The sequence below is a fragment of the Streptomyces sp. NPDC048504 genome (assembly GCF_043200035.1).
GTDB lineage: Bacteria > Actinomycetota > Actinomycetes > Streptomycetales > Streptomycetaceae > Streptomyces.
The window spans coordinates 158,199-183,051 of sequence record NZ_JBICXA010000012.1; the positions used below are offsets into that span (position 1 = coordinate 158,199).

The 24,853-nt window shown below is 70.6% G+C and carries 19 protein-coding genes; 3 read left to right on the plus strand and 16 right to left on the minus strand.

The window, feature by feature from the left end:
• Positions 1 to 119: 119 nt before the first annotated feature.
• From ACGFY9_RS28535 to ACGFY9_RS28560, 6 genes are all read right to left on the minus strand, one after another.
• On the minus strand, positions 120 to 740 hold the full coding sequence (locus tag ACGFY9_RS28535) for a hypothetical protein (protein WP_393758773.1): 621 nt from the start codon (positions 738 to 740) through the stop codon (positions 120 to 122).
• A gap of 4 nt (positions 741 to 744) precedes the next feature.
• The gene (locus ACGFY9_RS28540) at positions 745 to 1,635 is read right to left on the minus strand and encodes a carbohydrate ABC transporter permease (protein WP_393758775.1); all 891 of its coding nucleotides are present in this window, start codon (positions 1,633 to 1,635) and stop codon (positions 745 to 747) included.
• On the minus strand, positions 1,635 to 2,588 hold the full coding sequence (locus ACGFY9_RS28545) for a carbohydrate ABC transporter permease (protein WP_393758777.1): 954 nt from the start codon (positions 2,586 to 2,588) through the stop codon (positions 1,635 to 1,637). Before ACGFY9_RS28545 ends, ACGFY9_RS28540 begins: the two co-directional genes overlap by 1 nt.
• Positions 2,585 to 3,904, minus strand: coding sequence for an ABC transporter substrate-binding protein (locus ACGFY9_RS28550; protein WP_393758779.1), 1,320 nt, complete (start codon positions 3,902 to 3,904; stop codon positions 2,585 to 2,587). Before ACGFY9_RS28550 ends, ACGFY9_RS28545 begins: the two co-directional genes overlap by 4 nt.
• Positions 3,905 to 4,202: 298 nt before the next feature.
• Entirely contained in the window at positions 4,203 to 5,600 is a 1,398-nt protein-coding gene (locus ACGFY9_RS28555) for a condensation domain-containing protein (RefSeq protein WP_393758781.1), read from the minus strand.
• A gap of 158 nt (positions 5,601 to 5,758) precedes the next feature.
• Positions 5,759 to 6,289 carry an FABP family protein gene (locus tag ACGFY9_RS28560; RefSeq protein ID WP_393758783.1) on the minus strand — a complete coding sequence of 177 codons (531 nt, stop codon included), beginning with the start codon at positions 6,287 to 6,289 and terminating at the stop codon, positions 5,759 to 5,761.
• Positions 6,290 to 6,701: 412 nt separating this feature from the next.
• Here ACGFY9_RS28560 and ACGFY9_RS28565 point away from each other — a divergent pair, with 412 nt between their 5' ends.
• Positions 6,702 to 7,697, plus strand: a complete 996-nt coding sequence (locus ACGFY9_RS28565) for a phospholipase D-like domain-containing protein (protein ID WP_393758785.1) — start codon at positions 6,702 to 6,704, stop codon at positions 7,695 to 7,697.
• On the opposite strand, the gene ACGFY9_RS28570 is transcribed toward ACGFY9_RS28565, so the two are convergent.
• The 3 genes from ACGFY9_RS28570 to ACGFY9_RS28580 all read right to left on the minus strand — a co-directional run bounded on the left by ACGFY9_RS28570 (position 7,694) and on the right by ACGFY9_RS28580 (position 12,603).
• Positions 7,694 to 8,932 (minus strand): PucR family transcriptional regulator, encoded by a 1,239-nt coding sequence (locus tag ACGFY9_RS28570; RefSeq protein WP_393758787.1) that lies wholly within the window; start codon positions 8,930 to 8,932, stop codon positions 7,694 to 7,696. The two genes, ACGFY9_RS28565 and ACGFY9_RS28570, sit on opposite strands and share 4 nt — an antisense overlap.
• 79 nt (positions 8,933 to 9,011) lie before the next feature.
• Positions 9,012 to 11,819, minus strand: coding sequence for an AAA family ATPase (locus ACGFY9_RS28575; protein WP_393758789.1), 2,808 nt, complete (start codon positions 11,817 to 11,819; stop codon positions 9,012 to 9,014).
• Between the two features lie 319 nt (positions 11,820 to 12,138).
• Positions 12,139 to 12,603, minus strand: coding sequence for a hypothetical protein (locus tag ACGFY9_RS28580; RefSeq protein ID WP_393758791.1), 465 nt, complete (start codon positions 12,601 to 12,603; stop codon positions 12,139 to 12,141).
• Between the two features lie 258 nt (positions 12,604 to 12,861).
• On the opposite strand from ACGFY9_RS28580, the gene ACGFY9_RS28585 reads away from it, so the two are divergent.
• Positions 12,862 to 13,329: a DUF1003 domain-containing protein gene (locus ACGFY9_RS28585; protein ID WP_393759056.1), complete on the plus strand. Its 468-nt coding sequence runs from the start codon at positions 12,862 to 12,864 to the stop codon at positions 13,327 to 13,329.
• Between the two features lie 68 nt (positions 13,330 to 13,397).
• On the plus strand, positions 13,398 to 13,688 hold the full coding sequence (locus ACGFY9_RS28590; protein WP_393758793.1) for a WhiB family transcriptional regulator: 291 nt from the start codon (positions 13,398 to 13,400) through the stop codon (positions 13,686 to 13,688).
• A 120-nt stretch (positions 13,689 to 13,808) separates the two neighbouring features.
• Here the strand turns inward: ACGFY9_RS28590 and ACGFY9_RS28595 are convergent, their stop codons facing one another.
• The 7 genes from ACGFY9_RS28595 to ACGFY9_RS28625 form a co-directional block, all read right to left on the minus strand.
• On the minus strand, positions 13,809 to 14,189 hold the full coding sequence (locus ACGFY9_RS28595) for an SsgA family sporulation/cell division regulator (RefSeq protein ID WP_393758795.1): 381 nt from the start codon (positions 14,187 to 14,189) through the stop codon (positions 13,809 to 13,811).
• A gap of 182 nt (positions 14,190 to 14,371) precedes the next feature.
• Positions 14,372 to 14,632 carry a hypothetical protein gene (locus ACGFY9_RS28600; RefSeq protein WP_393758796.1) on the minus strand — a complete coding sequence of 87 codons (261 nt, stop codon included), beginning with the start codon at positions 14,630 to 14,632 and terminating at the stop codon, positions 14,372 to 14,374.
• Positions 14,633 to 14,733: 101 nt separating this feature from the next.
• On the minus strand, positions 14,734 to 15,387 hold the full coding sequence (locus tag ACGFY9_RS28605) for a BON domain-containing protein (protein WP_393758798.1): 654 nt from the start codon (positions 15,385 to 15,387) through the stop codon (positions 14,734 to 14,736).
• A 144-nt stretch (positions 15,388 to 15,531) separates the two neighbouring features.
• Complete coding sequence (locus tag ACGFY9_RS28610) at positions 15,532 to 16,584, minus strand: LysR family transcriptional regulator (RefSeq protein ID WP_393758800.1); 1,053 nt, start codon at positions 16,582 to 16,584, stop codon at positions 15,532 to 15,534.
• A gap of 52 nt (positions 16,585 to 16,636) precedes the next feature.
• Positions 16,637 to 19,276, minus strand: coding sequence for an ATP-binding protein (locus ACGFY9_RS28615; RefSeq protein ID WP_393758802.1), 2,640 nt, complete (start codon positions 19,274 to 19,276; stop codon positions 16,637 to 16,639).
• Positions 19,277 to 19,408: 132 nt separating this feature from the next.
• Complete coding sequence (locus tag ACGFY9_RS28620) at positions 19,409 to 22,093, minus strand: AAA family ATPase (protein WP_393758804.1); 2,685 nt, start codon at positions 22,091 to 22,093, stop codon at positions 19,409 to 19,411.
• Between the two features lie 131 nt (positions 22,094 to 22,224).
• The gene (locus tag ACGFY9_RS28625) at positions 22,225 to 24,720 is read right to left on the minus strand and encodes a flippase-like domain-containing protein (RefSeq protein ID WP_393758806.1); all 2,496 of its coding nucleotides are present in this window, start codon (positions 24,718 to 24,720) and stop codon (positions 22,225 to 22,227) included.
• Positions 24,721 to 24,853: the final 133 nt, after the last annotated feature.

A 24,853-nucleotide genomic window follows, 5' to 3' on the forward strand; every position in this document is an offset into this window, starting at 1 on the left:
GTCTTCCGTAGAAGGGCGACACCGGCGGACCACCGGCCTCTCCTTCGACGGTAGAAGGGGGTGAGAGAGGCAACCAGAGGACTCGGTGACAGGGGCCGACGGGATCCCGCCACCGCCCGTCACCTTCCTGGATCCAGGTCGGCCGGAGGCTCGATACGCAGTTCCACGGCCGTGATCGCGAAGGCCAGTGGCCCGGGCAGCAGCAGGCCGAGCAGCGGCAGCATCCACACGAACGCGACGCACAGCCCGACCGCCGTCACGATCAGCGCGCAGCCCCTCGGATCTGTGACTGACCGTGCCGCGGCCCTGCTCAGGGCCGGGCGCCAACCGCGTGCCACTTCCGGATCGGCGGCGGCACGCAGGGCCGCGACGAGTCCCGCCACCGCGACAGCGATCAGCGCCCACGACACCGGCCGGGCGCCCGGGAGTCCCGCCCCCGCGAGTGCGAGATCGAGGACGACCAAGGTCACCGCCGCGAACACGGTCACGCCCGCCAGCAGCACGCGGCGGAGTCCATGGGCGCGGAACTCGGCGACGTACTCCCCCATGGTCACCGGCCGGTCCTCGCGGATCGACCGGCGCAGGACCGCGCAGGACGCGGCGAACGCCGTAGGCGCCGTGATCAGGGGGAGGGAGGCGACCGCCGCCGCCAGGCCGACGGCGAGCATGTCGGCGAAGAGGGTGAAGCGGGGGCCGAACAGCTCGCTGGGTTCCCGGCGTTGGGGTGCGAAGGAACTCATCGGCTCAGCCCTTCAGTCCGGAGGTCGCCATGCCCTCCACCAGGTAGCGCTGGAAGGCGAAGAAGAACAGCACGATGGGCACGATCGAGATCACCGACATCGCGAACATCGGGCCGTAGGCGGAGGTGCTGGACTGGTCGACGAAGTTGCGCAGGGCCAGGGTGATCGTGAACTTCTCCGGGTCGAAGAGGTAGATCAGCTGGGTGAAGAAGTCGTTCCAGCTCCAGATGAAGGTGAAGATCGCGGTGGTGATCAGCGCCGGCCGGGTCAGCGGGAGGACGACCGACCAGAAGATGCGGAACGGTCCGCAGCCGTCGATGCGGGCGGCCTCGTCGAGTTCGCGGGGCAGGCCGCGCATGAACTGCACGATGAGGAAGACGAAAAAGGCCTCTGTGGCAAGGAACTTGGGCAGGATCAGCGGCCAATAGGTGTCCACCATGCCGAGTTTGTTGAAGATGATGTACTGCGGGATCAGCACGGCGTGGTGCGGCAGCATCATCGTGGCGATCATGAAGCCGAACATCGGGCCCCGCATACGGAAGCGCAGCCGGGCGAAGGCATAGGCGGCCAGCGAGCAGGACACGACGTTCCCGATGACCGAACCGACGCTGATCAGCAGGGAGTTGAGGAGAAGGCGGGTGATCGAGACGCCGCTGATTCCGTCGAGGGCGGTGGTGTAGTTCGACCACTCGATGTGGCTCGGCAGCAGTTTCAGGCTGGTGAGGACCTCGTTCGCCGGCTTGAGTGAGGTGGCGAGGAGCCAGACCAACGGGTAGAGCAGGACGAGGAGTACGGCCACCAGGCCGACATGTTTCGCGATCGCCGCGGTGCGTGTGCGGCCGGCGTTGGTCTTGAGGCCGGCGGCGCTCTTGAAGTCGGGCGCGGTCGTGGCCATCAGGCCCCCTCGTTGGCGTAGAAGACCCAGGAACGCGAGGTCCTGAAGAGGACGAGCGTGACCGCGCCGATGGCCAGGAGCAGGACCCAGGCCATGGCGGAGGCGTAGCCCATGTGCGAGGCGGTGAAGCCTCGTTCGTAGAGGTAGAGCGTGTAGAACTCGGTCGAGTCGGCCGGTCCGCCGCTGCCGCCGCTGATCGCGAAGGCGGGGGTGAAGACCTGGAAGGACTGGATGGTCTCCAGGACGAGGTTGAAGAAGACCACCGGGGACAGCATGGGCAGCGTCACGGACACGAACCGCCGCCGGCGTCCCGCGCCGTCGAGTGCCGCGGCCTCGTACAGGTCGGCCGGGATCTGCTGCAGCCCCGCGAGGAAGATGACCATCGGGGCGCCGAACTGCCAGGCGGAGAGCAGTGCGACGACGAACACCGCGAGGTGCGGGTCGGAGACCCAGCCGCCGGTGTGGATGCCGATGGAGGACAGCAGTTCGTCGACGGTGCCACCGTCGTTGTAGAGCGCCCGCCACACCAGCGCGACCGCCATGCTCGCGCCGAGCAGCGACGGGGCGTAGAAGGCCGAGCGGTAAAAACCTTTGGCCTTGCGGGTGTTGCTGAGCAGCAGGGCGACGCCGAGTGCGATGGCGAGTTTGAGGGGGACGGCGACCACGACGTAGAGGAGCGTGGTGCCCACCGAGCGCCAGTACCTCGGGTCCGCGGTGAACATGTCGCTGTAGTTGCGCAGTCCGACCCACTTGGGCGGGTCGAAGAGGTTGTAGTCGGTGAACGACAGATACAGGGACACGGCCATGGGGGCGAGCGTCAGGAGGACGACCCCGAGGATCCATGGCGAGAGGAAGATGTAGGCGGGGCCGCCGCGTTGACCCCGCTTCCGGCTCACCTGTGGTGTCGCGGTGGCGGGTGCGGTGCGGGGCGGTGGGGTCGCTGTGGTGGTCATCGCAGCTCCCGCTTCGCCTCGGCGACGTACTCCTCTGCGGCGCCTCGCGGGCTCTCCATGCCGTAGGAGACGCGCTGGTAGTCGCGTTGGAAGGAGACCTGGAGGACTACGTCGCCCCGGGGTGGTGCCATCGGTGGCGCGTCCGTGCCGTGGGCGGCGATCTTGCGGCCGTAGTCGTAGACCTCCTTCTCCGGGCCGGTGAGGGTCTTGCCTATCTCCGCGGCGATCTTCTCGTTGGGGGGTGTGGAGCGGGTGACGCCGAGGATCTTGCCCGCGGCGGGGTCGTTGAGCAGGAAGTCGATCAACTCGGCCGCCTCCTTGGGGTGTTGGGTCCCGGCGCCCGCGCCGATGAGCATGGTCGGCTTGAAGTACTGGCCCACCTTGCCGTCGGTCGTGGGGACGGGCGCGAAGTGGACCTGGTCGCCGAGCAGGGGCGGGTAACCGAGGAAGGGGGCGTCCCAGTTGAAGTCGGTCGCCGCGATGCCGCGTCCCATCGGGGTGTCCTCGACGGCGCCGCCGATCTGGGCGGTGTCCCTGGCCTGCGAGACGATGCCCGCGCGGCGCAGCTTGTCGGTGAAGGTCCAGAAGGCGGTCAAGTCGTCGGCGGTGAAGCCGAGTCGGTGCTCGGAGGCGTACAACTCCTTGCCGCGGCTGCGCAGCCAGGTCTCGAAGGCGTCCTCGTTCACACCGAGGTCGGAAAGACCGGTGTAGGCATGCCCGTTGGGGCCCTTCATGCCGAGCGCTGTGATCTTCTTGCCCGCTTCCGCCCAGTCGTCCCAGGTCCAGCCCGGCTGGGGCGTCGCGACTCCGGCCTTCTTGAAGACGGCGGTGTCGTAGACGATTCCGGTCGTTCCCTTGCCCATCGGGAGGGCGTACTGCTTGCCGTCATAGACGCCGGTGCGGGTCAGGGTCGTGTCGAAGTCGGCAGTCCGGAGCGTGCCGTTCTTGACGTAGGGGCCGAGGTCGAGGAGGGTGCCGCTGCCCGCGTACTGGGATATCTGCCGGTAGTCGAGCTGGGCCACGTCGGGCAGGTCGCCGCCCGCGGCCTGGGTGGCGAGCTTCTGCACGTACGCCGGGTAGCCGGCGAAGGAGGTGCGCACCGTGATGTTCGGGTGACGCTTCTCGAACAGGGCCACGGCGGCGTTGGTGCGTTGCGCACGGTCGTCGTTGCCCCACCAGGCGAAGGTGAGTGTCACTTTCCCGCCTGCCGCCGTGCTCGCTCCGCTGCCGTCGGAACAGCCGGCGAGGAGGGGGGCGAACAGGGCGCCCGCGGCGGCGCCGAGGACAGCTCGTCTCCGGAAGCTGGGTGGCGTCATGGCGATGCCTCCTGAGTGGGGCGTGGACATCGTTGTCTGAGGTCAGGAGTTGTTGCCCGGTCCGGGGGTGAGTGGGGGGGAACGGACGGACGACGTGGCACGAGAGCGCGACCCATCGGGCCGTGCTGGATGAACGGCGGGGGTATGGCAAGCGCTTTCGCCTGCAGAGAACGTAGGTCCCGTCCGTCCGGTCGGTCAACGGTGCTGCACCATGTTTGTTCGGACATGGGGCGCGCGTGCGCAGGTCGGTACACGTGCCCCAGGTCGGATGCGGCCTCGCCAACTGGACGAGGAGGAGCTAGAGACGGACGGCCGACGCCTGCCGGGCCACCTCGACGAGCCGTTCCCGCACCAGCTCCATGCACAGCCGCATGTTCTTGTCCGCGATGACGTTGTCGGGGACGCGGCACGCGAACTGCAGGCCCTCGTGGACCCGGGTCACCCACGCGCACACCTGGTCGCCGTACGACACCCTGATCAGTCCGTACGCCTTCAGCTCATGCCAGCGTTCCGAACCGGGCAGGGCGCGCGAGTCGACGTAGGAGACGATCGAGTACAGGTCGGGGGACGTGGGCCTGAAGTCGGCGCCCAGCAGGCGCAGGACGCGGGCGATGGGCATGCGGGCCAGCGGGCGGTTCTCGCGGAGGGTGGCGCGGACCATGCGCAGGGCGTGGTCGAAGTCCGTGGCGTGCTGGACGGGGATCTCGATCGGGGCGCCGCCCACGTACCAGCCGACCGAGTCGGCCCAGCGGGACTTGGCGCGGGTGTGGAAGGGGACGACGGTGCGGTACACGTCGAGGCCGCTGATCTCGCGGGCGGCGAGGGCGACGGCCGCGAGGATGCCGACAAGGCTTCCGCCGTAGGGGCGGCAGTAGGCCTCGAAGGCCGCCGCGTCCACGTCGTCGACGAGCATCTCCTGGAGGAACTTCTGGGTGGGCAGCGGGCCTTCGGGGTCGAGGCCGAGGTCGACGGGGAAGTTCGGCAGCTTGCCGTCGCAGCGGGCGATGAACTCGCGCCAGCGGGAGACGACGGTGTGCGTGTCGTCGATCTGGTCGGCGTCGGTGCGCTCGCCCGCGCAGAAGTCGATGTAGCTGGCGACGGGCGCCGACTCGGCGGCCTTCCCGGCGAGGCCGGCCGCGTACAGCTCGTGGACCTCACCCGCGATGCGATGCAGCGAGTAGGCGTCGACGTTGCTGTGGTCGAACGCCAGGTAGACGCTCGTGCCGTCGTCCCGGACGACCGCCGCGAACAGGAAGTTGGGCCAGGTGAGCGCGTCCGCTGTCACATCGAAACGGTCCTGCAGGTACCGGGTCAGCGTCGCCGCGTCCGCGAACTCCCCCACGTCCTCGCGGTGCAGGGCCACGGCGTCGGCGTCCAGGGTGAAGCGGCGCATCTCGTCACCGGCCCACCGGAAGCCGCTGCGTAGCGTCTCGTGCCGGAGCATCCAGGACCGCAACGCGCCCTGGAGGACGTCGAGTTCGATCCGCCCCGGCATGTCGAAGGCGGTACCGAGCCAGGTGGGCACGAACAGCCCGTCCTCGCGCACGGAACGCGCCGTACGGATGTGGGACTCCTGCACGTACGCCGGTGGCCGCGCGTCGTCCGGGAGTTCCCGCGCCGCCCCCACGGCCGTCGGGTGCAGCGTCCACTCGACGAGTCGTCCGGGACGGATCTCGCACCGCTGAAGGTCACTCATGCGCACAGGGCTCTCCGTTCGCCTGCCCACGGGAGGCCGCCGGGCACCACTGTCGATCCACGCCTCCATGCCGCTCGGGCACCGCTCACTGCCTGAGGAGATCAACGATCGGATATTCGGAAAGCAACGCCGTGAACAGGCTTTCTGATCAGTCCATTTCAGCCCGTGCGGTGGAGCTGCGCCGCGAGGTGGTGTTGCAGCGGTTGTCCTACGGCTTCCAGGTCGTGGGCGAAGGTGAGTGTGGCGGCGTCGGTCAGTGTGTAGCGGCGGCGGGTGGCGGTGACCTTCTTGGCGGTGGGGGTGAGGGCGACCTCGTGGGTGGCGAGGTCGACCGTGCCGTCGGAGGCGCTTCCTACGAGGATCTCCGCGATGCCGGTCGGCTGGGTGATCAGTGCCTCGATCCGGCCGTCGGGTTGCAGGCGCCACCAGCCGCTCTCGCGGGCGGCCGGGCGGAGTGGTGTGCCTTCGGCGTCGAGGATCCAGGCTCGGGCCTCGTAGTGCAGGAAGGGGCGGCCGTCGTGGGTGAAGGTGACGTCCTGGGCGTAGGTGAAGTCTCCGTCGAGGGTGGGGTATTCGCCCTTGCCTCGGCCGTGCCAGTGGCCCAGGAGGGCGAGTACGGGGGTGAGCAGGGGGTGGGGGGCGGGTTTTTCATCCGGGTGGTGGGCATCCGGGTACGGAGGGTTGGACACGAGGGCGCTCCTATGGTCGATGCGGGGTGTCGGGGCGCAGCCTAAGCGCTCCGCTGGAAGTGCCCCGATATGCCATCGTTTCGCTGCCGCGCCGTCGTGGCTGGGCGCGCAGTTCCCCGCGCCCCTTTGGGGCACTGCCGAGCCTGGGCGCTGCCGACGCGCGGCTCACTTCACCGACCCGCCCAGAGCCCCACACTCCCCACCGCCAAATTCACCGGCTACGAAGTTTTTGCTAACTCGCGGGGACCTCATGAACCGGGTCCCACCTGCACGAAGTCCCCTTTGTCCGGCCGTACTCACGGCAGGCAACGCCGAGTTCACCGAGCTGCTCTTCCACCGCGTTCTACGCGCGTGGTGTCATGCACCTGCCCGCCACCCCCCACGTGGGCATCAACTCGACTAGGAGTCACGCATGTTGAGGACGTTCCTCGGCCGCGCGGGTGTCGCGCTGGCCGCCGGCGCCACCCTGTTCGTCACGGCTGTCCCCGCCAACGCCGCGACCTACACCGCCTTCGCCTTCTCGCAGGCCGGCACCACCCAGCCGACCATCTACGACTTCATCAACTCGGCCACCTCCTCGCTCGACATGACGATGTACGAGCTGGAGGACACCACGGCCGTCAACGACCTGATCGCCCTGGAGAAGAAGGGCGTCACCGTGCGCGTGGTCCTGGACCGCGCGCACCAGTCCGCCAACAGCTCGGCGTACACGGCGCTGACGAACGCGGGCGTGGGCGTGGTGTGGTCGCCGTCCAGCTTCGTCTACACCCACCAGAAGACGATCACGGTCGACGCCACCAAGTCCCTTGTCCTGACCGGCAATCTGACCTCGCAGTACTACTCGACAGGCCGCGACTACGGCGTCTTCACCGACGACACCCGCGATGTCGCCGCGATCGAGAAGGTGTTCAACGCGGACTACGCCGGCACCTCGGTCACCCCGACCGACGGCGACCACCTGCTCTGGTCCCCCACCGACTCCCGCAGCCGTCTGCTGACCGTCATCAACGCGGCCACCACGACGCTGGACGTCGAGGAGCTGGAGTTCAGCGACAGCACGGTGGTCAACGCGATCGTGGCCAGAGCGAAGGCGGGCGTGACCGTACGGGTGGTGCTGGAGACCCCGGGCGACTACTCCAGCGAGGTGTCCGCGATCAAGGCGGCCGGCGGCACGGTCGTCGGCTACTCCGACCCCGACGGCTTCTACATCCACGCCAAGGCCATGGTCGCCGACTACGGCCTGTCCACCCAGGAGGTGGAGGCGGGTTCGATGAACATCAGCAGCAACTCCCTGTCGAACAACCGGGAGTTGGGCATCATCCTCACCGGCACGGGAGTGGCCCAGTCCGTCGCCACCACCATCGAGACCACCTTCAAGAGCGACTACGCGGGCGGTACCGCCGCCTAGGACTTCCTCGTGGCGTCTGTCGGCTCCGAGGTCGGGGGCCTCGGAGTCTGGCGTACGGCCCGCAGGGCCAGGGCGAGTTCGGTGATGCCGCGCGGGTCGGTCAGGGAGCGGCCGGTGCGTTCGGCGATGCGGCGCAGGCGGGTGCGCACGGTGTTGGGGTGGACGTAGAGCTGCTTGGCGGCCTCCTCGGCGGATCCGCCGCAGTCGAACCAGACGTCCAACGTGTCCAGCAGCAGGGCGCGTTCGTCGGCGGGCAGCGACTCGATGGGGCCGAGGACCTTGGCGGCGACGCGGGCCATGACGTCGGGTGCGCCGGCTGTGGCGACCGCGAGCGGTGAGTCGTCGAAGACGGTCACGGCGCCGGTCTCCGCGTCGCCGCCGCGCATCGCGACCCTGGCGAAGCGCAGGGCGTCGCCGGTGCGGTTGAGGTCGTCGTAGGAGGGGCTCACGCCCACGCGTCGCTCCGCGTGGTCCCGCAACACCTCGACCAGGTCGGGCAGATCGCGCGGGGTGCGCAGGTGCACGATGCCGAGCTGGAGGTCGGGGCGCAGTCGCCAGGCGGAGCGGATGCCGCGCCGGGTCAGGAGGGCCGCGATGTCCGGCAGGGCCTGTCGGCCGATCTGCGGCACCTCGGCGGCGATCACGGTGAACGGACCGCCGCGCGGCACGCGCAGGACCTCCGCCGCGGACCACACGGCGTCGGCGTCCATGCTCCTGCCCTCCAGGAGGGCTTCCACCAGCGCCGAGCGTTCCTGGTCGCCGGCGAGGAGCCGTTGGGCCACGGCGTCGTGGTACCCGGTGACCATGGCCTCGGTGATGCCGTCCTGGATCTCCCACATGGCGGAGGCGGCCGCGACCAGAATGTCGTTGCCCACCAGGGCAGTTGTGGTGGCCTCGGTGACCACCGACTCCCAGAAGTACTTCACGCCGACGCGGTAGGCCGTCATCACGGTGGGCAGCGGCACGTTCTGCCGGGCGCGTCGGCGGCCGATGTCGGCCGCGGCCTCGGTGTCCAGCGGCACCTGTCCGGACAGCGCCTGGAGCGCGTTGCTCACGTGGGTCCGGCAGGCCTCCTCCAGGTCCTCCTCGGGCACCGCGTCGTAGTGGTACTCCCGTGAGCCGGCGCGGATCCGTGCCGCCATCTCCTTCGCCAGCTCCCCGACGCGTTCGAGCAGCACGGTCGCCAGGACTCTGATCTCCTTGTCGACCAATGTCTTCTCCGACTCGCCGCTCAAGGGGTCTCGTGTCCACGGTACCGCCGGACCGGCAGCCCGCGCCTCGGCACGGGACCACCGCCTCGCGGGCGCCGGGTGTTCACTCGCACACCGCCTCCAGGGCGACGCGGAGCGCGGCGCGTGAGGTGATGCCGAGTTTGGGGTACAGCCGGTGCAGATGGGAGCCGACCGTGCGGTGGGAGAGGAACAGCCGCTCGCCGATCTGCCTGTTGGTCAGGCCCACGGCCGCCAGCTCGGCGATCTGCCGTTCCTGCACGGTCAACGCGACGGTCGGCGCGGCGGGCCCGTTGGTGCTGGCGACGCCGGTGGCGCGCAGTTCGTTGCGGGCCCGCTGTGCCATGGCCTTCGCGCCGATCCGGTGGAACGTTTCGAGAGCGGCGCTCAGGTACAGGCGGGCTCGGTGGTCCCGGGTGCGGCGCAGCCACTGCCCGTAGGCGAGTTGGATGCGCGCGTGTTCCCACGGCCAGCGGGCCGCCTGGGGCAGGGAGAGGGCTGCCTCGAACAGGGGCCCGGCTTCGTTCTCGTCGGCGGCCACGGCCTCGGCTCCAGCGGAGATCATCGCTGTGCGCGGCGAGATCCGGTGGATGCCCGCCTTCCGCGCGGCGGTGACATGGGCACGGGCCTCCTCGGTGCGGCCGGTGCGGACCGCCGCCTCGACCAGGTCCAGGACCATCCACCGGCCCGGGATGCCGGGGTTCGGTGCGCCGGATGGATCGAGCCTGCCGACCTGGACATGGGCCTCCTCGTAGTCACCCTGGCCCATGGCCGCGAGGTGGCGGGCGGACCGGGCGTAGGCCTCCGTCACGTCGATGCCGCGGGGTGCCGCCCAGGTCGTGGTCTCCTCGCTGCGGGTCCGGGCGAGGTCCGCGTCGCCGCGCAGGGCCGCGCCCGATGCCAGCAGGGCCCGGATCTGTCGCTCCCAGAAGTGGTAGCCGTGGACCGCCGCCAGGTCCAGTCCCTCCTGTGCCAGGCTCTCGGCCTCGTCCCAGCGGCCGTGGACGTAGGAGTCGTGGCAGAGCAGCAGCTGCGCGGGGATGACCATGGCGATCGCGCCGCCGTCGCGTTCGCGTTCGATCATGCGGGAAACCAGGTAGCGGTAGTCCGACAGGGCGTCCATCGCGACCGCCGCGAAGCCCAGGGGGATCAGTTCCCAGGGGGCCGCGTCGGCCGGCAGCGTCGCGAAGGCGTCGGCGAGGTCCTTGCGCAGCGCGTCGGAGCCGTGCGTGGGGTCGACGTACGCGTCGTAGCAGAGTCTGATCGGTGCCACTGTGGCGGCTTCGAAGCGGGCCATCGCGGTCTTGAGGAGTTGCCACGGCTCGGGGCGGAGGGTGTAGAGGCTGACGAGGAGCAGCGCGTACAGGATGCCGTACTGGCCCCAGTCGTCCTTTCTCGCGGTGGCCGTGCGGTCGTCGAGTGCCCGGGCCAGGAGCCGGTAGGCGGCGTCGACGTCGCCCTCGTCGTTGGTGAGGAGGTGGGCGGTGGCGGCGAAGACCAGTCCGGTCGGTGTGTCGGGGGCCTGGCCGGCTTCGGCCAACAGCCTTGACACGTCTTCGAGTTGACCGGTGAAGGTGGCGAGGTAGGCGGCCTCGACCAGTCGGCGGGAGCGGTCGCCCGGATGCGGGCTGAGTTCGCCGGCCCGCATGAGCGCGGCCACGGCGGCGGAGGCGGCGACGCGCCGACGGTCGGAGACGGCCGCCTCGTCCGGTGCCCGGGCCCCGGCGGTGGGCGACGCCCCGCGCCGCCAGGCGGACAGGGCCGCTTCGTCGAGCGCGCGGGCCACCGTCTCGTCCGGTCCGGTCGCGGCTTCGGCCAGGTGCCACGCCCGGCGCTCGGGGCACTTGGCCAGAGCCTTGGCCAGGGAGTGGTGGGCGCTCCTGCGCTCCCTGGGAGATGCCAGGTGCACGATCGCGGCGCGGATCAGCGGATGGCGGAACGACATGAGGCCGACGGCCTCGTCGACATGGAGCAGGTCCGCCGCCTGTGCCGGGGCGAGGGCGTCTTCGCCCGCGGAGTCCCGTACCGCCCTGCGTGCCGCGGTCAGGCCGATGTCGGCATTCAGGGCGGCCATCAGCAGTGCCCTGCGGGTCGGCGCGGGCAGCCCTTCGACGGCGGACGCGAAGGCAGATTCCAGGAGCCCAGTGAGGGGCAGGAGTGTGGGAAGCGGGACTTGGCCCGAGCGCTGTCGGCCGTTCAGCGCGGTCGGCAGCTCCCGCAGCGCGAGCGGGTTGCCCGCGGCCTCGGCCAGCATCCGGCGGCGTACCGACGGCCCCAGCCCGGGCCATCGGTCGTCCAGCAGCTCGGCTGCCGCTCGCTCGGCCAGCGGTCCGATCTCGTGTACGGGCAGGTCGAGTTGGTCGCAGAAACTGTCCGCTCCGGTCCGCGCGGCGGCCAGGAACGCGACCGGGTGGTCGCTGATCCTGCGGACGACGAAACCCAGCACGGTCGCGCTGGCGCGGTCGATCCACGGCGCATCGTCGGCGATCATCAGCAGCGGGCTCTCGACGGTGACCTCGTCCAGCAGGGCGAGTACCGCCGTCGAAGCGGCCAGCGGGTTCGGCAGCGGTCCCGGCGCGAGACCGAAGATCCGGTCGATGACGTCGCGATGGTGGTGTGCGAGCCGCTCGGCGTGATGGCGCAGCGGGTACAGCATCTGGTGCAGCGCCGAGAAGGTCATCTCGGCCTCGAACTCCACGGCGGAGGCCCGCAGTACACGCGTTCCGGTCTCCGTGGCCCGTGTCGCGGCGGCGTCCAGCAGCGCGGTCTTCCCCACCCCCGGGCCGCCGCGCAGCAGCAGGCCGCGGCAGCCTCCGTCACGCCGCGACAACGAGTCCATCAGGTCCAGCTCGGCCGTGCGACCGACCAGGTCCGCTCCAGCCCGCGAGGTCACCGACTTCCCTCCATCAAATTGCTTGCCGAAAGAAATATATCGGGTCGCGAGAGAGAAGTATGCACTTGTCCCTCGTCAGCGAGATCGTCGCTGATCGAGGAGTGATGGTCGATGTTCCCAGCCACAGCATTGGGTGCCGACGACAGTGGCCGGTCACACCGTCGCTCCGTCTGCACGTCGGGGCCGGCGCTCGGCGATCTGCCCGGAGGCGACACAGCGCCGTTCCGGCCCGACAGAAGACAGCAGGTCGTGGGTGTTGTCCCACGACCCGCTGCTCCGGCCGTCCGGCCGCTCGTACCGCGGGTACGTCAGACGCCGACTACTTCACGTCGGCCGCTTCGTCCACCTCCACCCGGGCCAGCAGGGCGTCGAGGGTGGCGTACTCGGCCTCCTCCACGGCCGCGATCGCGAAGTCGACGGCGTCCGCGGCGTAGTCCTCGGCGTCGTCGGCGGCATTCTGCAGCCGCTTCACATCACGCTCCGCCTTGCGTTCCTCCAGCTTTCCGCGGACCGAGTCCACATGGTCCTGCCAGGAGGTCTGCACCTGGTTCCAGGTTCCGGTGACGTCGGCCTTCGCCCGCTGCCCACTCGACTGGAGCCGCTGCGCGCCCTGTTCGGCCCTGCCCTTCGCGTCGGCCACCGCGGCGGACAGCTTCTGCCGGTCCTCCGCGGCACTCGCCGCCACGGTCCGCTGTGCTTCCTCGGCCTTCCGCGCGAGCTCGACGAGGCGGCCGTCCGGGGCGGTACCGGGGGCCTGGTTCTTCTGCGGCGTCGGGTCCGACATGGTGATCCCTTTCCTTGACGGATGTGTGCTGCTCGATGACGCGACGTGCTGAGGTGCATATCCGAGCTGCCGCCACTCTCACCTCGCGCCGGCCCGACCCGCATCGGTCAATCGACTCAATGAGCGGCGTACGGCTACGCATGTGGCCTCATACGCAGTCGATTGACCCAAGGAAGGCGCCCGGCCCGTCCGTACGCTGACCGCCATCTCTGGTGAACAGCGGATCAAGGAGTGCCCGTGGCCCCTGGAATCAATGGGTTGGACATACGCCTTCCGAACGAGCAGGCCGTTCTCGCGCGGATGCGCGGGACACAGGACCGGATCGCGGACGCGATCACCACCTTCGCCGGGACCATGCAGTTCGTCTATCTCCACGCGGTGTGGTTCACGGTCTGGATCACCTTCAACGAAGGGCTGTTCGGCCGTTCCGCGATCTGGGACCCCTACCCGTTCGGACTGCTCACCATGATCGTCAGCCTTGAGGCGATCTTTCTGTCCACCTTCGTGATGGTGAGTCAGAACCGCCAGGCGATCCGTGAGAAGGTCCGCGCCGACCTGGACTTCGAGACGAACATCCGCTCCGAGGTGTGGGCGGCCCACATGGGACACGCCCTCGGGGTCGATGCCGAGGAGGTCGAACAGGATGTGCGGACCCTGCTGGCGCAGAACCGGGCAAAGATGAACGACACCGAGCAGATACCGACAGCCAATCAGCCAATCGACTGAAGCCTCGCCGCCGCCCCGGCAAAGACGATGACCCGTACCGGATCCACCTGTCATCGGGAGGAAGCGTCATGATCCCTCGACATCGCCCTTTCCTCGCCTACTGGGACTGGCAACAACGCGCGCTCTGCCGGGGCATGGACAGTTCGGTCTTCTTCTCCCCGTCCGGCGAGCGCGGTATCGAGAAGCGGGCGCGGGAGAAGAAGGCCCGGGCCGTCTGCGGGCGTTGCCCCGTACTGGAGGCCTGCGCCTGGACCGCGATGAGCGGCCCTGAGACGTACGGCGTCTGGGGCGGTATGTCAGAGGGCGAACGCAGGCAGCAACGGCGGCCACGGACGCGCAGAGCCATCGCGACCGACTGACCGCTCAGCGACCATGGCCGCCAAGTGCGCTGCTCCCAGGCCTACTTGTGGCAGCGCCGGCGCCCTGGGCACACCCGGCCCCGAGTTCACGGCACACGGTCGGCCACACATCGCGCACCGTCAGCGGTCCCCTTGTGCCAGAAGGTGCGCGATGGCCTCGTCCCAGTCCGTCGCGAGGTCTTCCGTGCCGAGGGGAACGGATCTGAGGGTCTCTCCGAGCCAGGCGCGCAAGGGGGCGATGCCGCCTTCGAGGAGTGCGACTCCGGTCCGTCCCTGGAGCAGGATCCAGAGGCTGTCCCCGCCATGACGCGGGCACGGCGGCCAGATCCGTACGTCGCCGTCACCGCTCGGCCGGTGCAGGCCCGCCATGAGCAGGTCCCGGGAGAGCACCCAAGTGACGGCGCCACCGCGGTCGTTGACGAACTCGACGCACACCTCCAGGGGTTGGGCGCGGTCGTAGCCGAATCGGGCCCGGACCGGCACTGACTCATGCTCGGACACGTGCCGCCACATGGTCAGGACGAGATCAGCGCAGTCCTGTTCCGAGGAATGTGAACGTGCTTCCCTCGCAGGTTCGTTGGGCGAGCGGGACATGTTCTTCCCTTCTGTGCCGATCCGCGCCGGGGCGCGGCACGGGGATGCGGGTGTGTCTCCCGTGCCGCGCCGGGCAGCCGGCCACCTCGTCAGGCGGCGTGGTTCTTCAGACTCCGCCGCTGGTGGACGACTATGTAGCCGAGCAGGCCGTAGCCGAACAGGTGTGCTGTGAAGCGGGCCGGCCTGTGGCGCGCAGCCTCGTGGGAGCGATGGTGGTCAGCAGCAGTGCGGGTGACTGCCTTCGTGCCGGCGACCAGTGCGAGGGCGTCCCGCAGCAGGTGTTCGAGTTCGGCGGCCGGCTCGCGGAAACGGCCGGTGCCCTTCTTCGTGGATCGGGTGGCGTCGGGCATGGCGTTCGGTGCCTCTCGGTCGGGTTCGGGTGGTCCGGGGAAGAGGAGCGGGCCGGTCCCGCGGGGTTTCCCGAAGGGCCGGCCCTCGACGCATCCGGGTGTCAGCCGGTGATGTACAGGTCGTCGCGTACGTCGTAGACGCCCGGGGCCATCCAGGCGGCCGCGACCACGGCGTCGTGCTCCGCCCAGGTGCGGACATGGCCGGCGAGGACCACCGTGTTCGCGTTGGTGGTGACGTCGACCTCACTGTCGTCGAGGATCAGCGCGTTGCGGTCCAGCGCGTCCGACACCAGCAGGGTGACGTCGACCGGGTCGGCGTCGTCGGCGATCTCGATCTTGTTCTTGATGCCGCGGACCCCCGCGAGTCCGGCGACCGCCTGCTCCGCGGCCTGCCGTTCCGAGCCGTAGCGGACCACACCCGTCAGCGTCACGTCGCCGTTGTCGGCGGTCGCCTCGACACCGACCGGCACGGCGATGTTGATCAGCAGCACGGTGTTCGCCGTCTCCGCCAGCGTCGCGTCGTCGCGCTCGTGCGCGGCCGACAGCACCACCTCCAGGTTGTTGTGGACCTTGGTGACGCCGGCGACGCGCTGCGCCGCGGTGGCGGCCTCCAGGTACTGGAGGTAGCTCGGGACGGTGCCGGTGAGCCTTACTTCACCGCCCAGGTTGTGAACGGTGATGTCCGTCGCGTCCACCAGCGGATCGAAGACGAGTTCCGCCTCGACCGACTGGCGAACGTCCTTTGTCCTGCTCATCGGGGGATCCTTCCGTTCCGGTGAGAGCCGTGTTATCCATTCCGTCATCAGTTCACCGCGAGACGTCGACGCCGGTAAAAGTGATGTGGCCGATTCTGGTATTGGTCTGCGCTATGGATTTCATGGCACAGTTCCGTAAGCGGTTCAGGTGGATATCTTTTCGGCGATGTCGAAAAGCACCTGCTGCACTGCACGGGGCAGGTCCGTGCTCCACACCAGACCGGCGGTGGCGCTGAGCGGGGCCCCCTCGACCCGAACGGGGACCATCTCGTGACGGCCCGCGTCCGCCGTGGACCGCGGAGCACTCCCCACGGGTCGGTACGGCCCGGTCAGGACGGCGCTCGGGCGGATCGCGGTCGCGGCGAAGGCAAGTGTCATGGGCAGCGAGTGCCGAAACGGCGGTTCGCCGAAGTCGAAGGTCGGGTTCCTGGTGCGCAGCACCGAGCGCCATGCGTCGTACGTCCCTGGGTCGGCGGGACGAGGACCGTGGATGACGGGCATCCGGGCGAGTTCGTCGAGGCCGACGGCCCTGTCCGCCGCCCCTCGGTACCGTGCCGGAATCCAGACGTCGGGTTCGAAGGATCCGATCTCCATCGCGTCGAGGGGCTCCGGCAGCGCACGGCCCGACGGGCTCATCCACCCCAGAGCGGCGTCGGCCCGCCGCTGGAGGAGCGAGGAGAATTCGGCGTCCAGCTGCGTCTCCATCCAGGTCACGTCGACCTCGGGGGCCGCGGAGCGCAGCCTCGACACGGTCGCCGCGGCGAGCGCGGGCGGCAGATACGGCTGTACGACGAAACGCAGGCGCGTCCGGCCAAGACCCGCCGCCCGTCGGGTTCGGCCCACGCCGTGATCGACCAGGGAGAGAACGGCCCGGGACTCCTCCAGCAGCACCGTGCCGGCTTCGGTCAGCCGGACTCCTTCACGCCGGCGCTGCAGCAAAGGTGTTCCGACGAATTCCTCCAGCCGCCGAATCTGCTGGCTCAGGGTCGGCTGCGCGACATACATGCGCTCCGCGGCATGGGTGAAGGTTCCCGCTTCCGCGACGGCTACGAAATAGCGCAGATGACGCAGTTCGACACCCTGGGGTGCCGAATTCTCCGAATCGGGCGAGGAATGCGATCCGCAGGAAATCGATCCGTTCTCGGCTGTTTCCATACAGTCCCATCCGGCGACTCGAGAGAAGCAGACTGATGTCATGCTGCCGGAGGTCGCGTTGCCGGGCTTGAGTCATCCGACTGCCGCGGTGTCCTCACTGAGGGCTGTCGGGCCGTGTCCTGTCCCGGTACATCGCCACGACTTCCGCGCGCAGGCCGAGCAGTTCGGCGATCTCGTCGTCCGCGAGCCGCAGCGCGGACAGCTCGGTGATCTGTCGCAGGCGCTCGGCGGACGACTCCGGCCAGTCGATCGGGGCCCCCGCCGACCGCAGTTCGAGCCGTGCCTCGTCACCGGACGGGAGCGCGCCGATCCGGTCGAAGGTGCGCTGCGCCGAGTCCAGCAGCGACCGCGCCTCGCGGACCCGTTCCTGTCGGCGCAGCCAGGAGCCGTACGCCAGCTCTACCTTCGCGCGGGCATAGGGCCAGTCGGAGAGATCCTGTCGTAGCGCCGCCAGGTACAGGTCCTCGGCGTCCTCGTCGGCGGCCAGGACGGCGCGGGCGTACGACAGATTGATGTGCGGCATCGGCGACGGCGTCGCCCGTGCGGCCGGCTCCAGCTCCGCCACCAGCTCGCGGGCGTCCTCCAGGTATCCGGCGCGAACGGCCGCGTCCACGAGGAACATCAGGCTGACGTACCTCTCGGCCCGGTGGAAGCTGGGGTCGGCCAGGTCGAACACCGCCCGCAAGGTCCGGTAGGCGTCCCGGTCCCGGCCGGCCCCGAGTGACGCCAGTCCACGGGCGAGTTGGAGCAGCGACAGCATCGCGTTCCGGCCGCGGGCCTCGTGCAGTTCCGCCTCGGCGGCCCGCCGCAGTGCCTCCCGCATGTCACCGACGAGTGCCTTCAGCAGGACGTCGCACACCAGCGTTCCGGTCTCCCACAGCGGCTGCCCCGTCTCCGCGGCCAGCCGCTTCCCCTCCTCGGCCGCGTCGGCCGCCCGCACCAGCTCCCCGCGCAGCACACGCGTCAACGCCTGGATGGTCAGCACGTGCGAAAGCAGTCCCCGGCGGCCCTGCCGGCGCAGAATCTCCTCCGAGCGGTCCAGCAGTTCGGACGCCAGAGGCAGGTGCCCGACCACGTGTGCGGCCATGCCCATGATCCGGAGCGCGTCCCCGTCGTCGCCGTACGGCGTCCGGGTCAGCGCTTCGACGACCTGCCGGCCACGCAGCAGCGGTTCCGCCATCGCCAGGGTCGCGAGATGGCGCGGGTCACTCGCCGTCTCGGGCAGCCGGTCGGCGCAGGTGACCACACGTGCCCGGGCGACCGGACCGGTGTCGGCCATGTGGCAACGGAAAGCGGCCACCAGAAGCACGTCCAGCGCCAGATCGGGATCGGCGGGAGCGGACCGCACGGCGATGTCGCACAGCTCGTACACGCGGGCGGCGTCCCTGGGGGTGCCGTGGTCGAACATCTCGCCGAGCCATTCCATGCGCGCCCGGTCCAGGTCGGTCAGGTCGGTCCTGGCAGCCGACTGGAGCAACCCGTGGACAAGGTCGTCCCGGCCCATTCCGTACGCGTGCCCGGCGGCCACCAGCAGCCGGTGCCCGCGCAGCGCCGACCAACTCGTCAACTCCGCCGACCGCTCCAGATCGTTGATCGCCGCGATCACCGCACCCCGGTTCAACGCCCGCGCGGCATTTGCCTCCAGGGCGTCGGCGATCCGGTCGTCGGGACCCACGATGGACCGTGCGCGGTGCCAGGTCCGCCGGTACACGTCGTCCAGTGTGCGCGCCAGCGCCCGGTGCGCCGACTGATGCCGGGCGAGGCCTTCGGCCTGGAGGACTCCCGAACGCATCAGAGGGTGCAGAAAGGCGACCCGGTTCTCCTCCACGGTCACCAGTCCTACGGCCCGCGCCGGGGCCAGCACTTCAGGGGTGACCGGTTCGCCGCGCAGGGCCGAGGTCCCGGCCATGATCTCGGCGAGGTCGCCGGCCGGGTCGACGGCCGCGACGAGCAACGCGTCCCGGGTGGCCGAGGGCAGTTCGGCCCCGCGCCCGGCGAACGCGTGCTCCAGCCGGTCGGACAGGGGCAGCGGCCGCGGTCCGGCGGACGGCAGGTCCGTCATCGCGATCGGCAGTTCGCGCAGCGCCAGCGGATTGCCCAGCGCCTCCCGCCGGATCCACCGCTGTTCGGCCGGACTCAGGCCGGGTGCGTGAGCGGACAGGATCCGCGCTGCCGCGTCGTCGTCCACGGCGCCCACGGTCAGCTCCGGGAAGCCTGCGTCGAGGAACGGGCCCGGGTGGCCACGGCGCATCACGGCGACGATCACCACCGGTCCCGTCGCGCGCCGTCCGAGGAACGTCAATGCCGCGTGCGACTGCGGGTCCAGCCACTGCACGTCGTCGGCCAGTACCAGCACCGGCTGGTCCGCCGCCACTTCCGCCAGCAGATCCACGACCGCCAGTTCGATCAGGAGCGGCTCCGGCGGCAGGCCCTCGGCCAGCCCGAACACCGCCACCAGCGCTTCCCTCTCGGGCCGCGGCAGCACCGAGACGCGATCGAGTACCGGACCGGTGAGCTGGTGCAGGCCCGCGAAGGGAAACGCCGTCTCGCACTCGACACCGACGAGCCGAAGTATCCGGAAACCCCGGGCGCGCCCCCGGGACTCCGCCTCCCGCAGCAGCGACGACTTGCCGATACCCGGGTCCCCGAGCATCAGCAGCACCGCACCCCTCGGCGGCGTGCCTTCGAGGAGTCTCTCCAGCACGGCGATCTCCCGTTCCCTTCCGATCAGCATCGCCGCACCCGTGACTCCCTCGACTTCCCCCCAACTCCCGTGGAACTCCACGCTAATCACACCGCGCCAGCGGCGGCTTGCGTCGTTTGACCGCACCCGCTCACCCATCCGGTGAGGCGGCGGGCGCTGCCTTCAGTGGTCGCTCGCGGCCGGTTCCGGCAGCTTCAACAGTGACGCCAGCTCGCCGCGTGAGGTGATTCCGAGCTTGGGGAAGGCTCTGTACAGATGCGCGGCGACCGTACGGTGTGACAGATACAGCCGTTCCGCGATCTCCCGGTTGGAGAGCCCTTCCGCGGCGAGCTTGACGATCAGGGTCTCCTGCGGCGACAGCAGTTCCGTGACGGACGGAAGCGGGTTGTCGGTTGTCGCGGCGGTGTGGCCCGCCCAGTCGGAGGCTCCGACGAGGTCGAAAGCGGTCCGTGCCGAGAGCAGCATCGTGCGGGACCGAGCGGCCTGCCGGCGGCGCCGCAGCCACTGTCCGTACGCGTGCTCCGTCCGGGCCCTGACCAGCGGCCAGCGGGACAGATCCTGGCCCAATGCCACCACGAACAGTTCCTCGGCGGCCGCGTCCGGGGCCAACACAGCTCGCGCGTACGGCAGTTGGACGTGCAGCAGCTGGGCAGGGGTCACCCGTGCCGCTTCCTCCAGGGTCGCGAGTACGGGCGTGGCTTCATCACGGCTGTTGCCGCGGTCCGCTGCCGTGGCGAACGGCATCACCGCGGCGAGGCCCTGCCAGCGCAGGCCTCCGTGCGGCTGGTCGAGGAGCGGCCGCAGCTCTTCGTACGCCTCGGTGTACCGCCCGTCGGCGAGCCGGGCCAGGCCACCGACCAGCCGGAGCGTCAGGGCGAGATCCATGTGCTGCCATGGCGCCACGGTGTCGGCCAACTCCCGCGCGCGCACGGCCTGTCCGCGCAGTGCGGCGGCGAGTGCGTCCGTGGTGGTGAGCGCGGCGACCATGTCCGGCTGTCGGGTCTCGGCGAGGATCCGGCGTGCTTCCTCGGTGAGTCGATCGGCCCGGGGCCAGTCTCCGAGCAGCAGCAGGTCGGCGGTTTCGGTGAGGAGTGCCGCCGACAGCAGACCGAGCCTGCCCTGTTCGCGGAGGACGGGTTCCGCCCGGCCGAGCAGGTCGACCGCGCGGACCGGATCACCGATCGCGTGCGCGGCCGTGCCGAACAGCCGGAGGACGTCGGCGTCGGGGTGGCACCAGACCGTCTCGCTCGACGGCAGCCGGTCCGACAACTCCCGGCCGTGGAGCACGGGTTCGGTCAGTGCGAGCGCCGCGATGCGCCGTGGGTCGCTCGTGTCCGTCAGCCGCTCGGCGGTCTCGACGACGGCGGCTCGCGCGGCGGGGTCGGCGCCGGTCCTGTGCGCACGGAGTGCCGCGCTCAGGAGCAGGTCGAGTGCCTGGTCGGGATCACCCGCCGGAAGTCCGGTGATGTCCCGTGCCGGTGTGCGGGCCGGCCCGGGCCGCGGGTCCGGGTCCGAGATGTCCCGCAACCACCAGGCCTTCGCCCGGTCGGCGTCGTAGAGCTCCTGACGTTCGGCCTCGTCGATCAGGGCGTGGGTCAGACGGGTGCGGCCGAGACCGTACGCGTGCTCGGCGGCGCCCAGGTACCGGTGGCCCCGGGTGGCCGGGTCCGTGGTGAGCTGTGCCGATCGTTCGAGGGCCCGGATGGCCGCGACGACTCCGTGCCGCCGGAGCAACGAGGTGTGCGCGTCCGCCAGCTCGTCCGCCAGCCCGTCGTCCGGGCCGTCGACGGACTGGGCCCGGTGCCAGGTGCGCCGGCCCGGGTGCTCGGCCAGTACCTGCGCCATGGCGGCGTTGGCGGCCTGCCGTCGGGCCGGGGTCTCCGCCTCCAGCACCGCGAAGCGAACCACGGGATGGACGAAGCGGAGTGTCGTCCTGCCGAGCCGTATCAACGAGGACTCGACCACGCTGTCCACAAGGTCCACCGCGACAGCGCGTCCGGCCAGGACGGAAGCGGCGGCCAGGATCTCCGAGATGTCTCCGACGTCGTCGACGGCCGCGACCAACAGGGCGTCCCGGGCCTGCGCCGGTAACTCACCGAGCCCGGCGGCGAACGCCATCGCCAATGTGGAGTTCACCGGCAGGTGGGTCCACGAACCGTGCGGCCCCGACTGGTGCCACGCGGCGGGGAGTTCGACCAGCGCGAGGGGGTTGCCGAGCGCCTCCCCGAGCATCCGCTCCCGGACGACGGGAGGCAGTGAGGCCGCATGGCGGGTCAACAGGCGCCGCGCCGAGGACTCGTCCAGCGCCGGCACGTCCAGCGCGGGCGCACCCGCCCGGGCCCGGGCCCTGCGGGCTGCTGCGAGAACGACGATCGGGTTGTCGCCCGCCCTGCGCGCCATGAACCCCAGGACGTCCCGGGTGGGCCCGTCGAGCCACTGCGCGTCGTCGACGATCAGCACCGCGGGCTGCTCTGCCGCCCTCATGGTGATCAGGTTGAACGCGGCCAGGGCCACCTTGAAGGTCTCCGGCCGTGGCCCGGAACCGGTCTCGAGGGCGGACCGCAGGATCCCGGCCTGTCCCGCGGGCAGGGCGTCCCCCTTGCCGAGCACCGGCCGCAGCAACTCCCGCAGACCGCTGAACGGTGTGCCGTCGCAGTGCCCGGCAACCTCCAGCGTCTGCCATCCCGCCGTCCGGGCACGTTCGGCCGCGGCCCGCAGCAACGCGGACTTGCCGACGCCCGGGCCGCCCTTCAGCACCAGGGCGCCACCGGCATCGGGCAGCCTTCCCAGCAGCTCCTGGAGGACCCTCAACTGCTCATCGCGGCCAAGGAGCCCGGGTTCGTCCACGCGTCTCCCCAGCTTTCCGCTACGTTCCGCGTCTTCTCAGGACGATCGTAGGCAAGCCACGGCGGCAGGGCTTGAGTCATATGACTGGACCCTGAACTACAAGGGCGATGATTCGGCTGAACCGACACGTCTCACACGTAACCCCGCCGCTGCACCACGCTCAGGGCCAGCGCGCCCAGCGGGACGTTCAGCCAGAACGTGAGCAGCCGGTAGACGAGCACCGCCGAGGTGGCCGCACCGGCGGCCACGCCGAGCGTCGTGAGACCGGCGATGAGGCCGGCCTCCAGCGCGCCCAGCCCGCCCGGTACGGGGGCCGCGTTGGCGATCAGCCGGGCCGCCATGTACACGGCACCGACCTGGATGAAGGGAAGGCCGCCGCCCAGCGCGTGCAGGCTCATGGCCAGGCCGACGGCCTGGATGAGGGGCAGGCCGAGAGCGCCGATGACACCCAAGGCGACCTTGCCGGGTTCCGTCGCGATCCCGGCGACGGTCGAGCCGGCCGCACGCAGGAACGGCCACACCTTGTCGTGCAGGAAGCGCCGGCCGGGCGGGGTGAAGGCGAGCAGGCCCCCGGCGGCGAGCGCCAGGGCGAGCGCCCACAGCAGATATCGGCCGGCGGACAGGTCCAGGTGCACTCCGGCGTGGCGTCGTCCCGCCCAGGCGAAGAAGACGGCGGCGACAACGGTGTTGGAGAGCGCGCCGGCCAGGCTCTGGAGCCCGACGGAGGCGGTGGCGGCCCCGGTCTCGATCCCCGTCTTCTGGAGGTAGCGCAGGTTCAGCGCCATGCCTCCCACGTTGCTGGGGGTGATCCGGTTGAGGAACGAACTGGCGAACTGCACCTGGTAGGTGGGGCCGAACGGCAGTCTGTCCGGGATGGTGCCCTGTTGCAAGCAGGTCGAGAACGCCTGCGAGAGGAAGGTGATGGGCAGCACCGCGAGCACCCACCACCAGTTCGCGTCCCGCAGCGCGTCGACGGCCGCCGGCGCGTTCGCCAACTGCGGCAGCACGAGGTGCAGTACAAGGAACGCGCCCGCCAGTGCCAGGGCGCTCTTCCACGTGAACCGCGCCAGATGCGCGGGAGGAACCGCCTTTGTGCCACTGGCAGTTGAGACCTCGGCGGCGAGATCACGCAGCAGACTGGGCCGACCACCGGCGCGCAGCGTCCGCCGCCCGGCCTTCTCCCTGGCCGCCCGTGCGTGGGCCTGGTCGTACCGGGCGACCGCACGCCGGGCGGACCCCATCAGTGCGAGCGGTTGCAGGTACGGCAGCGCGGTCGCCAGCAGTTCCGGGCCCAGGCCGGCCAGCGCGCACGCGGTGGCACGTCGAGGGCCGACCCGTAGCGCGGTCGTGGCCAGCAGTTCGGCGAGGTCGCTGCCGAGCGCCTCAGGCGGAGCATTGAGCCGGCCGCGCGCGAACGCGGAGAGCCGGCTCTCGCCGCCCGGTTCGACGAGGACGTGCTCGGGGCGCAACGCCCCATGTCCCAGCCGGTGTTCCTGGAGCCGGGCCACAGAGGTCCACACCCCGGCGAGGAGCGGATCGGTCAACTCCTCGTCCGGCAACGCGGACAGCGCACGGGCGTCATGCTCGACGGTCGCCACGAGCGCGCCGCCTCCGGCCACCGGATACGCCATCACCGGTTCGTCCACCCGGGCGCCGGTGCGGGCCGCGAAGACGAGCATGAGCAGTTCGTGCTCGGCGGCTCCGAGCGGCGTCTGGGCGGTCGCGTCACCGGGGTGACGCAGCAGCGTCCGCCGGGCGAGGCGGTGGAACAGATCGCGGTTGTGGTCCTCGGCGGCGAGCACCCGCACCGCAAGCCGGGAATCACCGGTGGTCCCGGCCCGGTAGACCGTCCCCTCCCCCGGCACCTGCTCGTCCGCGGGCAGCTCACGGAGCGTGGCGACCGAGATCCCGGAGGCCACGAGGGCGTCGGCGACCGCCTGCGCCGCCGGGCGGTCGGCCGGGGCGCCGGACAGCAGCAGTACGGCCGACCCTGCCGCGCCGCCCACGGCGAGTGCGGCGACGGCGTCCAGCGGCACGATCGCGGCGGCGACGACGCTCAGCGCACCGCACACGGCGGTCAGGAACCACAGGGCCCGGCGCGGACGCGCCGCCAGCCACGGCCCGGCCGCGACGACCGCCGCCGCGCAGGCCGCCAGGTACACGACCGAGGGCCAGCCCGCCTGCACCAGACCGTCCCGGCCGTCCAGCACCGCCGGCCACACGTCCGGCCGCCCGCGCACCAACGCCAGGTGGGTGAGCGACCACTCGCCCAGCGCACCCAGCGCCGCCGCGGGCAGGACCCGTAGCACCGGGCCGGCCCGCCGTCGTACGCACCACACCGCCAGGGTGACGACCGGCGCGAGCATGGCGACGGCCTGCACCGTTCCCACGAGCGCGTCCCGCAGGGCCGGAGGCAGCGCGGTCGCCGTGCTGAGGAGTCCCTGCTGTGCCGCGCGGACGAAGTCACGTGTCGCGACGGCCAGCAGCACCGCCACCACGAGCACGGCCAGGGACACCAGCAGCCGCCACAGATCGACCGCACGGCGAACGGTCCGTCCGGGCGGAGCATCGACCACCGGAGCCGGGGAGCCCTCCGCCGTAGCGACGGCGTCGATCCCTTTGATCACGTCGGCTCCTCGTCGACAGGCCCAGTGCCAGAAGGCACCGATGCTCTCGCCCCGACTCGGTGCGCGCATCCGTCAGATGGCTGCACCGCTTCATGTGACGACGGTAGAGGAGTAAGGAAGTAGCGGATGCAGT

What these genes read in the sequence shown, in the direction of transcription:
- ACGFY9_RS28535 (WP_393758773.1), bottom strand. Translation starts at nt 740, where the DNA reads ATGAGTTCCTTCGCACCCCAACGCCGGGAACCCAGCGAGCTGTTCGGC.
- ACGFY9_RS28540 (WP_393758775.1), bottom strand. Translation starts at nt 1,635, where the DNA reads ATGGCCACGACCGCGCCCGACTTCAAGAGCGCCGCCGGCCTCAAGACC.
- ACGFY9_RS28545 (WP_393758777.1), bottom strand. Translation starts at nt 2,588, where the DNA reads ATGACCACCACAGCGACCCCACCGCCCCGCACCGCACCCGCCACCGCG.
- ACGFY9_RS28550 (WP_393758779.1), bottom strand. Translation starts at nt 3,904, where the DNA reads ATGACGCCACCCAGCTTCCGGAGACGAGCTGTCCTCGGCGCCGCCGCG.
- ACGFY9_RS28555 (WP_393758781.1), bottom strand. Translation starts at nt 5,600, where the DNA reads ATGAGTGACCTTCAGCGGTGCGAGATCCGTCCCGGACGACTCGTCGAG.
- ACGFY9_RS28565 (WP_393758785.1), top strand. Translation starts at nt 6,702, where the DNA reads ATGTTGAGGACGTTCCTCGGCCGCGCGGGTGTCGCGCTGGCCGCCGGC.
- ACGFY9_RS28580 (WP_393758791.1), bottom strand. Translation starts at nt 12,603, where the DNA reads ATGTCGGACCCGACGCCGCAGAAGAACCAGGCCCCCGGTACCGCCCCG.
- ACGFY9_RS28590 (WP_393758793.1), top strand. Translation starts at nt 13,398, where the DNA reads ATGATCCCTCGACATCGCCCTTTCCTCGCCTACTGGGACTGGCAACAA.
- ACGFY9_RS28600 (WP_393758796.1), bottom strand. Translation starts at nt 14,632, where the DNA reads ATGCCCGACGCCACCCGATCCACGAAGAAGGGCACCGGCCGTTTCCGC.
- ACGFY9_RS28605 (WP_393758798.1), bottom strand. Translation starts at nt 15,387, where the DNA reads ATGAGCAGGACAAAGGACGTTCGCCAGTCGGTCGAGGCGGAACTCGTC.
- ACGFY9_RS28610 (WP_393758800.1), bottom strand. Translation starts at nt 16,584, where the DNA reads ATGACATCAGTCTGCTTCTCTCGAGTCGCCGGATGGGACTGTATGGAA.
- ACGFY9_RS28615 (WP_393758802.1), bottom strand. Translation starts at nt 19,276, where the DNA reads ATGCTGATCGGAAGGGAACGGGAGATCGCCGTGCTGGAGAGACTCCTC.